Here is a 12,142-nt window from a genome sequence, read left to right as displayed (position 1 = left end):
GTTATAAATTTGATTAAAAGGTGATTTTGAATGTTTAATCATAAAAATCTTGATACAGACTTTGCGCTAATGCGTGATTTTGAAGATTTACGGTCTCAATTTCCGATTTTAAGTCGCAAAGTGCATTCAAAACCCTTGATTTACTTGGATTCTGCAGCAACTTCTCAAAAGCCGCAAGTTGTAATTAATGCCGAAAGCGAGTTTTATAAAACGATTAATGCTGGCGTGCATAGAGGAGCGCACGAGTTGGCAGCGCTTAGCACAGTTGCGTTTGAAGAAGCGCGCGCAAAGGTTGCAAAACTCGTTGGTGCTTGTAGCAAAGAAGGCAGCGAAGAGATTGTTGTTACGCCTGGCGCTACAGGCGCGTTGAATCTTCTTGCAACTTCTATTGGAAATGCCACTATTAACGCTAAGCTAAATCGCTCTGGTTTTGCGGAAGATAACTTAATTTTGCGCCAGCATTTTGTGATTAATGAGGGAGATAATATTGTTGTTTCTCGCGCAGAGCATCATTCCGTTTTATTGCCATTCCAAGAGCTTGCGATTCGATCGGGTGCGGAGCTTCGCTGGATTGATGTAACTGAAGATGGCCGAGTGCGAGCGGACGCGGATTATTTGAGCACTGTTATTGATGAGCGCACGAAAATCGTTGCAGTTACGCATATTAGCAATGTTACGGGCGCAATCACGGATGTTTCGCCGATTTGCAAGCGTGCGCATGATGTTGGTGCGATTTTTGTTCTTGACGCGTGCCAGTCTGTGCCGCATATTCCAGTTGATTTTCACGCGTTAGACGTTGATTTTGCAGCGTTTAGTGCTCATAAAATGTATGGTCCTACGGGCGTTGGGTTCTTGTATGGTCGACGCAATCTTTTGAATGCTCTTCCGCCAGCCAATTTTGGGGGGTCTATGGTGGAGCTCGCGTGGCTTAACAAGCCAGCGCAATATATGCAAGCGCCTTACCGTTTTGAGGCAGGAACTCAGCCAGTTGCGCAAATGGTTGCTGCAGGAGTGGCTGCGGATTGGCTTTGCTCGTTGGGCATGAATCGAGTTGCAAAGCATGAGCAGGAACTTGCTGAAGAATTGCTTAAATTACAAGATGTTCCAGGAGTTCGCGTGCTTGGACCACTTGATTTAAGCAACCGTATTGGCACGGTTTCTTTTGAAGTTGAAGGAGTGCATCCGCATGACGTTGGCCAGTTTTTGGATGCGCAAGGAATTGCGATTCGCGTTGGGCATCATTGCGCTCAGCCGATTCATCGCCATTTTGGCGTGTACGCTTCGAATCGCGCATCTGTTGGAGTTTATAACACAATCGAAGAAGCTCGCGCGCTTGTGGAAGCTGTTTCCCATGTTCGCGCATATTTTGGCGCATAGTCGTAATATTTTAATGTAAGGAGAGAGTATGTTTGATATGGGTTTTGATGACGCTAACGGTGCAAGTAGCGGATTAGAAAGCATGTATCAAGAAGTGATTTTAGATGCTGCTAGGAATCCGCACGGAAAAACACATTTTTTAAGCACGGAGAGCCTTTCTAAAGCAGAAGAGCGTGAAGAGCGTGAAGAAAAAGTTGCGGAGGCTGCGGATATTGCGGAAAAGTCGCAAGCAACCGATGAGCTAAAAAACGATTCTAATATAACAATTACAAATCATCACGAAAATTGTGCTGTAGAAGCTAGTAAAGACTATGCATTTGGGGAATCTCATCAATTTAACCCAACTTGTGGAGATGAGGTTACAATGCACGTGGAACTTGCTAAAAATGCTGACAATTCAAGCAATGCGCTTATTAAAAGTATTAAGTGGGATGGCCACGGTTGCTCAATCTCGCAAGCGAGTCTTTCGATTATGGTTGATTTGGTTGAGGGGAAAACCGTTGCGGATGCCTTGCGATTGGCCGCTCTTTTCCACAAACTTATGGAATCTAGGGGAGTTGGATTAAAAAGCGAGCAAGACGAGGATGAGTTGGAAGATGCAATGGTTTTTCAAGGCGTTTCTAAATATCCAATGCGAATCAAATGCGCGTTGCTTGCGTGGGAAGGCTTAAAAGACGGTATTGCAAAGGCTATTGAGGATTTATAAAATCGTATGTAGCTTTATAAAATCGCGTTGTAACACTTAAAAATGAGGAACAAGATGGCAGAAAATCAAGCAGAATCAACTCTTAGCGCAAACAATATTGGGCGCGTGAGCGAGGAAGATATTCAAGAGGCTTTGCACAATGTTGTGGACCCAGAGCTTGGTATTGATGTTGTTGACTTGGGCTTAGTCTACGGGATTGAGATTGATGAGCTTGGTCGCGCGATTCTTACGATGACGCTTACAACGCCTGCTTGCCCGCTTACGGATTTGATTGAAGACGAGTGCGCGAGTGCGCTTGTTGGACTTGTAGACGAATTTAGGATTGATTGGACTTGGAAGCCGCGTTGGAGCGTTGAAAATATTACGGAAGATGGTCGCGCGCAGCTTGAGGCGCTTGGTTATAATTTGAACAATTTGCCTGTTAGCTTTGGTACTTCTGGTGCTCCTGGTGCTTCTGTCGCTTCTGGAATGTCGTCCTACATTGGCGGAATTTCGCCAACCGAATAATTTAGGATTTTTAATGGTTTGCACAGAAGATTTTTCGCCTAATTGCAATGATTTTAAGAATAGTGACGATTGCAAGAATGGCGATAATTTTATTAAGAATAGCGACGATTATTGCGATTTGTGCGCGCAAAAAATTGTTGAAAACGGCATAACAGATGTTGTTTTTGACTTGCATCTTCTTGTTGATTGGGATTCGCGCCGCACATTGGAGTCAGATTACCCAGATTATATTGGCGAAGTTCTGTTTAGCTACGAACCAGAATGGGGTTTTGAGTTTCACGAAGCTTTGCGAGAGGCGGCATGGAGTAGCCAGCGCGCGCTTGAATCGTTTAGCGAGCATCACGGACCTGCCGTAGCATGGCTTTATCGCTTGTATTTTAAGAATTTTTCACGCGGATTTTTAGGGGAGCGAGCGCGTTTTGCCTCTTTTGCTCGCGATTTGATTTCAAAAGGTGTGCGCGTTTGGGCGCTGGGAAATGCTTCGCAAGAGTGGATTGATTGCGCGCGCGAAACTTGCCCAATACTTGGCGAGATAAATGGCGTTAGTGCATCTTACGAGTCTCATTTGCGCAAACCGAATATTATGATTTATCGGGATTTTTTGAGCAAAAATTGTTTGTGTGCATCTTCTACTGTTTTTGTTGAATCTGATTTGCGTAGCTTAAAAACTGCGCAAAGAATTGAGTGTGCATCTACAAAATTATTCATGCTGTAGTTGCCTCAACATTTGTCGGCCGCTTCGAGTGAATCGTAACCATACATGTGCACAGTATTCGTAATAATCATTTGCGTAAGATTTAGATTTTTTGCAAGCAAATCTTCTATAAAATCCTTATATTTAGCAAAAGTATCGTTAGAATACGTGCTTAATTCTCCTCGCAAATACGTTTCAAAAGATGTATTTTCTTCTGTATCTTCGCTTGTTTTTAGAACGCGCATTGCAAGACCTAAATGAGGGTAGCGATTGCGAAAATCGTCAGCCCATTTAACTTGCGTTAAAATAATCTGCTCTTGCTCGCTTTTTCTACGCTCTAAAATCGGCTTAATATAAGGCTTAATCGTGCGTTCAAAAATCTCTGGCGCAGTAGACTCCATCATTCTTGCATATTTCTCTGTTATCAAATTTCTGCCATCGCTATTTGCGCGCTCAAGATCTTGCTTATAAGACTCTTGCAAATCAAGCTGCCAAGTTAAAAATTGGCTCATTCGCATAATGTGGAATGTTTGCCAATCTTCCTGACAATTCGCGCGTCCGCCTTCGTTTTGCGTAAGCTGGAATTGCTGCCATTCTAGTCTTGTAATTTCTTCTGCAATTGTGTGATTTTTGCTGTCTATTTGCGTTATTTGCGCGTTGTCTTCTTTGCTAATCATTTTTAATCCTATCGATTTTAGTTCTAGTAATCTTTTATACTATCTCCGATTAGGGTTTGCTGTGTTAATCTAGCTTTTCGAATTTCACGAGTTTTAATTTTCACGAGTTTTACAAGCTATGCAAGCATGCATATTTTTGCTTAATATGTGCTTCAACATACGGGCGCTGCCATTCTAAAAACGTTTCGCCGCAATCGCTTAAGCCTTGATATTTCAGCTCTTCCACTACTTCGTTGCACACGTTTTGAATAATCTCGTTTATTCTAGATTCAGCTTCGCTGCTGCCTTTTGTGCCTTCGCCAAATCCGATTCCGCCAAAGCACGCCGCGCTACTTAGTCGCATAAGCGATTCAAGTTGATTTGCTACGCCAGAAAGTCTAGACGCCATTCGCACGCTGAGCTTGCGTAAAGCTGCAAATTGCCATTTGTAATATGGCAAATATCCTGCACTTATTGGGTTATTTAGCAAGAACACGATTGAAGCGGTTGCGCGCACAAACTCGTTTATAGAAAGCCACGCTGCAGCTCCGTCTTTTCGCGCTAGCATTCGTGGAACATTGTATTGGCCTGCTTGAGCCATCATGCCAAGCCTTCTAGAGATTAGCGAGATTCGCACATCGTCTGGCATAAGCTTAAAACTTTGACGCGTTTTGCTAAATTCTCCAAGTGGGTCTGCAAAAATTTGGCCGTTCGTAGCTGCAGCAAGTGTTGACTCGTTTAGCGAAAGCCATAAATACGGCTCGTTTTGGCTTGGAGCGGCGGAAAATCCTGTTATGTTTTCAAAAAATTCAGATGTGCTAAATACTCCGACTCGCTTGCTTCTTTCACATGATTTAGCGCGTGGAGTTTCTTCGCGAGAGCCAAATCCAGCGAATTCTTGCGGCAAATCGTTGTAAGCTGCTTGCAAATCCTCGCCAATTTTCGCATAGTCTTCATCTGTAAGCCATAAGCAGAATCCTGGTCCAAAATCGTGGTCTCTAGAAATCTCGTCGTCAAATCCGTAGCATTCCGATCCGTGACCTACTAATCCTGCAGCTATGCGGCTTTTGTAGTCTCTAAATTTTGGTAATTCCAGTAGTTGCTTTCCGTAAGTTTGCCAATATTCTTTTGCAAGTTGCATGCCGTTTTTTATTTTGGGATTATCTTCTGCTTTTTTAGTTTTATTTGACTCTGGCTGCAGATCATCGGTTGCTGGCGATTTTTCCGCAGCACACTGAATCGCGTCCGCCACGCCACTCGCCGTAAATTTTTCTGCTGCCTTCTGCGCTTGCTGCAAATTTTCCAACGTAATCGCGTACGACTCGCTATCTTTTCCGTAGCATTGTGCTATCAAATCAAGTGCTTTACTGTATGCGTCTACAGCGTCGGAATACTCTTTTCGCGCGTATTGAACTTGAGCATATCCAGCTAAAGCAGAAGCGTAGTGCGGTTGATTTTGGTTATTTCCTGAAATGTACATGCGAACGCTGGTTGAAGCGTGTTCAAAAGCAGCGTTAAGACTATCAGATTTGCTATTCGTGCTTTCGTTAGGCTGCGAGCACTCTTGCAAAATCGCAAGCGCAAGATTCGTGTGAGTTGCTGCTATGTCTATGTCTGTTGAAGGATCGATACTCGATTTTTGCAATATTTCAAGCGCAATATTAAGTTCATTAATTGCTTCGGTCGTGTTGCCTGTTTCGCTGTAAAGCATTGAAAGATTGTTGTGAAGGGCAGCGAGTTTTCTATCGTTTGGTTTTAGCGTTTTCGATGATTCTTTAATAGCTTGAGAATATATTTCTGTTGCGCGCTCATAGCTGCCTGCCGCGCGAAGGCTTGTGGCGGCGTTAATCAGCGTTGTTGTTCCAGCTTCGCTGCCTACTAAATCCATCTTCTTTGCCAAATCTAGCGCATTGTCAATGATTGGCTTGTTTTTTGCGTGTTCTCCTCTAGACCTATAAAATCCCATCAACTCGTTTAACACAGATAGTTGCAATGCTTGAGCGTTCGCTTCTTCTTGGCTTGATTCTGCTTGGTTTGATGCTGCTTGGTTTGCTTTTGCTTGCGATTGGTTTAGAGCGTTTAGCAAATATTTTTCGATTTCTTGCACGCTTGCGTGGCTTGCAAACATATTGTCAAGCTCTTTATATAATTCTGCTGAGTTTTCCATTAAAGCCACCTTGCTTCTTGCGATTTAATTCCGTTTTGCTCACTACTCAATCATACAAAATTATGCGTTTATACAGAATTATAAGTTTATAAGAGTGTTGCAATACGCGCGATTGTGCAAAAAACAAAAGTCGGGCTGGTGGGATTTGAACCCGCGGCCTCTTCGTCCCGAACGAAGCGCGCTACCAAACTGCGCTACAGCCCGATGTTATTGTGTGAATTCATCTTACAAATACATGATGCAACTACATATTGAATTGTGCAAGCAACACTACAATAACTTGGTTATAATAGCGTGAACTTGCTACAAAATATTATTGTGTGTCGCTGTGTGTGTTGCTGTGTGTGTCGCTAGTAAATAAATTTTTTGAGATTTTATTAAAAATTTACTTTCACTTTTTTATAGCTTGCATGCAATCTGCAATATTTGCAAAATCATGTCTCTTTTCGTAAATAATTTTGTATATCTTAATAAAATAATAAAAATTTTTACTGTAAATCTATTTTTCTTCCGAAAACAGAAAAATATAAATATTTCTATAAAAATGTGTATTTGATGTAAAAATGATTCGCACAATCAACTAAATAACGCAATAAAACGTATTTGTTGTGCACTTATCTGTATTACCTAGTAGCTACAATTAGCGACTATGAGTGACACGAATACTACAATGCTCGCTGCGCAAAACGATGCAGCAGAAAATGAATCAACAGACAACGTCAACGAAATTGACACCGTTGAGCATGCCGAAATGCTGCTTGCTCAAGATGAGGCTATTGCAAAGCGTGTAAACGAGGGTGCAAGCCTGGATGAAGCAATTGATCCAAGCAATAAAGAGTTTGGTCCTCTTGCTCACCCAGAGCAGGTGCAAATGCGCGTTGCAAAGCGTGCGATGATGCTTAAGGAAGGCGTGCAACCATACCCTGTGCATCTTAATGTTACAGATACTATCGAAAAAGTGCGTGCCGATTTTGATGGCAAGCTTCAAGCTGGCGAAGAAACCGATACCGAGGTTGGTATTGCTGGTCGCGTTCTCTTCTTGCGTAACGCTGGCGGCTTGTGCTTCGTTAAGCTTGCGGCAGGAGATGGCACTACGATTCAGGCAATGGTTTCCAAGAAGGAAATTGGCGAAGAATCCATTAAGAGCTTCAAGCAGATGGTTGATTTGGGAGACCATTTGTATGTGCGCGGTCGCGTGATTTCTTCTAAGACGGGCGAGCTTTCTGTATTTGCAACAGAGTGGGCTATTGCTGCTAAAGCACTGCAGCCACTTCCAGCTTTGCATAAGGAATTAAGCGACGATACTCGTACTCGCAAGCCATATATTGGCATGATTGCAGACGAGAAGATTCGTGATATGGTTCGTAGGCGTTCGCATGCTGTTGCTTCTCTTCGCCGCACTTTCGACAGCAACGACTTCCTTGAGGTTGAGACACCAATGTTGCAAACGGTTCACGGCGGTGCTGCTGCTCGTCCGTTTACAACTCATATGAACGCTTTCGACATTGATCTCTACTTGCGTATTGCTCCAGAGCTTTTCTTGAAGCGCTGCTTGGTTGGCGGCATTGACCGCGTGTTTGAAATCAACCGTGATTTTAGAAACGAAGGCGTGGATGCAACTCACGCTCCAGAGTTTACAATGCTCGAGGCGTACCAGGCTTACGGCACTTACGATACGATTGGCGCTCTTACTAAAGAGCTGATTCAAAAGGCTGCACTAGACGCTTTTGGTTCCACTAAGGTGACTTTGCTTAACGGCGAAGAGTATGATTTTGGCGGCGAATGGAAGCAGATTACTATGTATGGCTCGCTTAGCGAGGCTTTGGGTGAGGAGATTACGCCAGAGACTTCTGTTGAGCATTTGGGCGCAATCGCAGACAAGCTTGGCGTTGAGCGCGACGAAGTGGAGAATCACGGCAAGTTGGTTGAGCACTTGTGGGAGCACTTCTACGAGGACAAGCTTTATGAGCCAACGTTTGTGCGCGACTTCCCAGTGGAGACAAGCCCACTTGTTAAGGGTCACCGCACAAAGCCTGGAATGGTTGAAAAGTGGGATTTGTACGTGCGCGGCTTTGAGCTTGCAACTGGCTACTCCGAGCTTAACGATCCTGTTGTGCAGCGCGAGCGCTTTGTTGCTCAAGCTAAAGATGCTTTGGCTGGAGACGTTGAGGCAATGGATATTGACGAGGACTTTATTGAGGCTCTCGGCGTTGGTATGCCTCCTGCTGGCGGCATGGGAATGGGAATTGACCGCTTGCTAATCGCACTTACGGGCGCAACCATTCGCGAGACGATTACGTTCCCACTCGTAAAGCCACTTCGCTAGTTGTGATTATCGCTAGTTGTGATTATCGCTAGTTGTATCAGTTATAATCAGCTGAATTAATCTTAAAAGTCGTTGAATGCTGTTTTTAGTGTTCGGCGACTTTTTTGATTAAATTTTTCGTGTTTGTTTACTTTTTGTAAGTAGTCGCACGAAACGAATAGACTAGGTAACTATGACATATAAATTAGTATTGCTCCGACATGGTCAGAGCGCATGGAATAAGACCAATCAGTTCACTGGTTGGGTTGATGTACCGCTCACTGAGCAGGGTGTTGAGGAAGCTAAGCATGGTGGCGAGCTTCTTAAAGAGAAGAACGTTCTTCCAGACATCGTGTTCACTTCTTTGCTTCGTCGTGCTATCAACACCGCGAATTACGCGCTTGATGCAGCAGACCGCTTGTGGATTCCAGTTCGTCGTAGCTGGCGTTTGAACGAGCGTCATTACGGTGCTTTGCAAGGCAAGAACAAGTCTGAGATTCGTCAGGAATATGGCGATGAGAAGTTTATGATTTGGCGTCGTTCTTACGCAACTCCACCTCCACAGATTGATCCAAACGATGAGTATTCTCAGGCGAATGATCCTCGTTATGCAGGCGACCCAGTTCCAGAAACTGAAGCTTTGGCAAACGTTGTGACTCGCGTAACTCCTTATTGGGAGTCGGATATTATTCCAGAGCTTAAGTCTGGTAAGACTGTAATGATTGCAGCTCACGGCAACAGCTTGCGCGCAATCGTTAAGATGCTCGACAACTTGAGCGAGGAAGAGATTTCCAAGGTGAATATTCCAACGGCTATTCCTCTTCTTTACGAGTTGGATGAGAACTTTAAGCCAATCAAGCCTCGCGGTGAGTATTTGGATCCAGAAGCTGCTGCTGCTGGCGCTGCTGCCGTGGCTGCTCAAGGTCAAAAGTGAGTTTGATTAGCTTAATTATCTTAAATTAACTTAAATAAAAAGTAGGTTTGCAAAATTAATTGCAAGCCTACTTTTGTTTTACAAGCTACTTTTTTAGGTTTCTATTTAAAAATTATGTTCTACGCCACTTGTGTTTTATGCTACAACTGTGTCTTTATCTGGTTCTGGTTTCTTAGTTGGGTCAAATCCCGAAACAATAAATACAACTTGCCTTGCTGCAGCAACTGAATGATCGCCTATGCGTTCCATGAATCTGCTTAGAAGCACCAAGTCAATCAACTGTTTTCTAGTGCCGTTCCAATCTTCGCCTTCTACAAGAGCAAAAATATCTTCGTGCAACTTATCCATTACGTCGTCGCCGTGAATAATTGCATCTGCTACATTAACGTCTCTATTTGAAAGCATGTCTGTTAATTGACCTGCAAGAACATGCAAAAAGTCAACCATTTTTTCAACAGTTTCTTTTGCTTGACTTGGTATTGCGCAATCAGGCCATGTGCGTCTTGCGATTTGTGCAACGTGACTTGTTAAATCGCCCATGCGCTCAAAAGTTGCAGCAAGCCTCATAGTTGCAACTACTTCTCGCAAATCTGTTGCAACTGGATTTTGACGTGCAAGCAATATTAAGCACTGATCTATAACGTTTGCTTCTAGTGCGTCTAGCTTTGCGTCGTTATCTATAACCGTTTGCGCAGCTTCTAAGTCTGCGTTTACTAGAGCGCTTCCAGCATCGTTCATGGCTTTTGCAACAAGCTCTGCCATGCGTTCAATGTTTAATGCAACTGCCTTCATCTCTTCGTTGAAAATCACTCGCATGGTGTGTCCTTTCTTGCGTTCAATCGCGCTAAATTGCATTGGAGCATATTCGCGTTTGTTTAGATTGCCCTAATCAAGTATAGACTACTGTGCGCACGTGCGTTAAACGTATTAGTCGCTGTATTAGTCGCTTAAATGTGAGCGCGTTAGAGTATTCTTTAAGAGTATGCTTCAAGATTCGCCATATTCGCCTTTAATGGTGTTTGTTGTTTTTGCTTTGATTGCACTTTGCGTTGCAATTGTTGTGGTTATGTTTGCTTTTGACTTTGTTCTATCGGCATTTCGTAATGTTTTTGTTCCGTTTTTTGATTCTACTTTTAGTCGTATTTTTATGACTTTTAGACGTGGTTCTAAGCGCATTTTTCGCATCATTTTTCATAAGAAAATGCAAAAAGTTTTAGGCGATTCCGACTTTGATTCCGATTCCGACTTTGATATAGACGATAGTTCCGAAGACATTAGCTCCGACGCTTGCGCTGTTTTAGCTATGCTTCCAGGAGCTACGATTGTTGTTGATAAAAATAACGACGTTTTGCGCGCAAGTTCACAAAGTTACACTCTTGGAGTTGTTTTAGACGATTCGATTGTTCAGCCGCGCGTTTTGCAAGCTGTAAATAACGTGCGTTTCTCTGGAGGCTATGAAAGCTTTGATTTAGTGACATTTACCCCCAAACAGTATGTAACAATTAGTGAAGATAATGATTTTTATGTAGATAATGTAGATAAAACTTCGTATTTGCAATCTTCGGCTGCTTTCGATTCTTCATCAACACAATCTAGCGATTCAGCGCCTAATCCTTCTACAATTTCTAGACCTAATTGGCTTAATATTACAGTTGGAAGTGTTGGAGAAGGCAAAGTTGTTGTTATTATAAATGATTCCAGTGCGGAGCATCTTTTTGAGCAAACGCGTAACGATTTTATAAGCAATGTCTCCAATCAACTTATTAGCTCAACACGCATGATTTCCAGCCTTACTAATGTTTTGCAATGCAAAGATGTTAATGCAAGTCGCATTAAAGATATTGCTGCGTCTGCTCAAAAATCGTCTAAACACTTGGAACATATGTTAGAAGATTTGCTTCTTCTTATGCGAGCGCAAAGTCCTATTGATGCTTCAAAAGCTAGTGTTGTAAACGTTTTGAAAGTGTTGGAAGATGTTAAAAATCTTGTTTCTGCTCTTTCGTCTAGTCAAAATGTTCGCGTAATTATTAAAGCAGATTCTTCACTTAACATTTTAGCGGATTCTAATCAAATAAGCAGTGCGATTAGAAAACTTGTTGAAAACGCTATTATCTATTCTCATAAAAATAGTGTTGTTGCGCTTTGCGCTTTAAAGTCAGAAGATAATAGATTTGCTGTTATTCGCGTTGTTGATTCAGGAATTGGAATCCCGCTAAAAGATCAGCCGCGTATTTTTGAACGTTTTTATAGATCGAGTAATCAAAATGACTTTAGTAAAGACGGTGTTGGATTAGGTCTTGCTATTGCTAAGCACGTGGCTCTTACGCATCACGGCAGCATAACATTGTGGAGTAGGCCTGGGCAGGGAACTACTGTTAATTTTGCTATTCCGCTTGCAAAGTAGTGAGCAAAGTAAGCCGCAAAGTAGGGCGCAAAGTCTTATGCAAAGTCTTGTTGCAAAGCTTGATTAGTAACTTATTTTCCTAATCTTCTATAATCCCAGCGATCAAAGTGTTCCCAGATTAAAAGCAAAATTCCAATTGCAAATCCGCTAAGGCAAATTACAGCAAAGAACCACAATAAAAAGTGTAAAATAGCAAGAACAACTGTGATTAATGATGCTATGAGCCAAATAATCGTTCCAGCCATAAATGCTTTGCACAAGTCTACTCGCAATGGCTTAGGCGCTTCTTTGCGCGCATCTGGATTAATAATCGGTGCTAGCTTCATATGATTAACCATACATCTTTGCGTGTTCAATATCAATTTTAAGAATTACATTGCGTATTGCGTTGC

General features: G+C 42.7%; 11 protein-coding genes and 1 tRNA gene. 7 read left to right on the top strand and 5 right to left on the bottom strand.

Annotation, left to right across the window (positions count from 1 at the left end; genetic code table 11):
- Positions 1–30: 30 nt before the first annotated feature.
- From NYP55_RS01535 to NYP55_RS01520, 4 genes are read left to right on the top strand one after another with little or no spacing between them, the layout of a single operon-like run.
- On the top strand, positions 31–1,377 hold the full coding sequence (locus tag NYP55_RS01535) for a SufS family cysteine desulfurase (RefSeq protein WP_018616225.1): 1,347 nt from the start codon (positions 31–33) through the stop codon (positions 1,375–1,377).
- A gap of 28 nt (positions 1,378–1,405) precedes the next feature.
- A complete protein-coding gene (sufU, locus tag NYP55_RS01530) occupies positions 1,406–2,083 on the top strand; it encodes a Fe-S cluster assembly sulfur transfer protein SufU (RefSeq protein ID WP_018616228.1) in 678 nt (225 codons plus the stop codon).
- Between the two features lie 54 nt (positions 2,084–2,137).
- Positions 2,138–2,590: a metal-sulfur cluster assembly factor gene (locus NYP55_RS01525; RefSeq protein ID WP_032839934.1), complete on the top strand. Its 453-nt coding sequence runs from the start codon at positions 2,138–2,140 to the stop codon at positions 2,588–2,590.
- A gap of 13 nt (positions 2,591–2,603) precedes the next feature.
- On the top strand, positions 2,604–3,305 hold the full coding sequence (locus NYP55_RS01520; protein ID WP_180963213.1) for an HAD family hydrolase: 702 nt from the start codon (positions 2,604–2,606) through the stop codon (positions 3,303–3,305).
- Between the two features lie 5 nt (positions 3,306–3,310).
- Here NYP55_RS01520 and NYP55_RS01515 read toward each other — a convergent pair whose 3' ends face one another.
- From NYP55_RS01515 to NYP55_RS01505, 3 genes are all read right to left on the bottom strand, one after another.
- The gene (locus tag NYP55_RS01515; RefSeq protein ID WP_018641192.1) at positions 3,311–3,961 is read right to left on the bottom strand and encodes a DUF4125 family protein; all 651 of its coding nucleotides are present in this window, start codon (positions 3,959–3,961) and stop codon (positions 3,311–3,313) included.
- A gap of 109 nt (positions 3,962–4,070) precedes the next feature.
- Complete coding sequence (locus NYP55_RS01510) at positions 4,071–6,107, bottom strand: DUF4037 domain-containing protein (protein ID WP_102704981.1); 2,037 nt, start codon at positions 6,105–6,107, stop codon at positions 4,071–4,073.
- 130 nt (positions 6,108–6,237) lie between these two features.
- Positions 6,238–6,311, bottom strand: a tRNA-Pro gene (locus NYP55_RS01505).
- Positions 6,312–6,756: 445 nt separating this feature from the next.
- Here NYP55_RS01505 and lysS point away from each other — a divergent pair.
- Together lysS and NYP55_RS01495 are read left to right on the top strand one after the other, a co-directional pair.
- The gene (gene lysS / locus NYP55_RS01500; protein WP_018641198.1) at positions 6,757–8,433 is read left to right on the top strand and encodes a lysine--tRNA ligase; all 1,677 of its coding nucleotides are present in this window, start codon (positions 6,757–6,759) and stop codon (positions 8,431–8,433) included.
- 172 nt (positions 8,434–8,605) lie between these two features.
- On the top strand, positions 8,606–9,346 hold the full coding sequence (locus tag NYP55_RS01495; protein WP_004132563.1) for a phosphoglyceromutase: 741 nt from the start codon (positions 8,606–8,608) through the stop codon (positions 9,344–9,346).
- 135 nt (positions 9,347–9,481) lie between these two features.
- Here NYP55_RS01495 and phoU read toward each other — a convergent pair whose 3' ends face one another.
- Positions 9,482–10,162, bottom strand: coding sequence for a phosphate signaling complex protein PhoU (gene phoU / locus NYP55_RS01490; RefSeq protein ID WP_032815742.1), 681 nt, complete (start codon positions 10,160–10,162; stop codon positions 9,482–9,484).
- Between the two features lie 166 nt (positions 10,163–10,328).
- Here phoU and NYP55_RS01485 point away from each other — a divergent pair, with 166 nt between their 5' ends.
- Positions 10,329–11,750, top strand: coding sequence for a sensor histidine kinase (locus tag NYP55_RS01485; protein ID WP_004130284.1), 1,422 nt, complete (start codon positions 10,329–10,331; stop codon positions 11,748–11,750).
- Positions 11,751–11,821: 71 nt separating this feature from the next.
- Here the strand turns inward: NYP55_RS01485 and NYP55_RS01480 are convergent, their stop codons facing one another.
- Positions 11,822–12,076, bottom strand: coding sequence for a hypothetical protein (locus NYP55_RS01480; protein ID WP_004132559.1), 255 nt, complete (start codon positions 12,074–12,076; stop codon positions 11,822–11,824).
- Positions 12,077–12,142: the final 66 nt, after the last annotated feature.

The sequence above is a fragment of the Gardnerella sp. c10Ua_31 genome, from assembly GCF_055700915.1.
This window is presented reverse-complemented; position numbering and strand designations above follow the sequence as displayed.

Coding starts and splice junctions, on each gene's coding strand:
- NYP55_RS01535 (WP_018616225.1), top strand. CDS start 31: ATGTTTAATCATAAAAATCTTGATACAGACTTTGCGCTAATGCGTGAT.
- sufU (WP_018616228.1), top strand. CDS start 1,406: ATGTTTGATATGGGTTTTGATGACGCTAACGGTGCAAGTAGCGGATTA.
- NYP55_RS01525 (WP_032839934.1), top strand. CDS start 2,138: ATGGCAGAAAATCAAGCAGAATCAACTCTTAGCGCAAACAATATTGGG.
- NYP55_RS01520 (WP_180963213.1), top strand. CDS start 2,604: ATGGTTTGCACAGAAGATTTTTCGCCTAATTGCAATGATTTTAAGAAT.
- NYP55_RS01515 (WP_018641192.1), bottom strand. CDS start 3,961: ATGATTAGCAAAGAAGACAACGCGCAAATAACGCAAATAGACAGCAAA.
- NYP55_RS01510 (WP_102704981.1), bottom strand. CDS start 6,107: ATGGAAAACTCAGCAGAATTATATAAAGAGCTTGACAATATGTTTGCA.
- lysS (WP_018641198.1), top strand. CDS start 6,757: ATGAGTGACACGAATACTACAATGCTCGCTGCGCAAAACGATGCAGCA.
- NYP55_RS01495 (WP_004132563.1), top strand. CDS start 8,606: ATGACATATAAATTAGTATTGCTCCGACATGGTCAGAGCGCATGGAAT.
- phoU (WP_032815742.1), bottom strand. CDS start 10,162: ATGCGAGTGATTTTCAACGAAGAGATGAAGGCAGTTGCATTAAACATT.
- NYP55_RS01485 (WP_004130284.1), top strand. CDS start 10,329: ATGCTTCAAGATTCGCCATATTCGCCTTTAATGGTGTTTGTTGTTTTT.
- NYP55_RS01480 (WP_004132559.1), bottom strand. CDS start 12,076: ATGAAGCTAGCACCGATTATTAATCCAGATGCGCGCAAAGAAGCGCCT.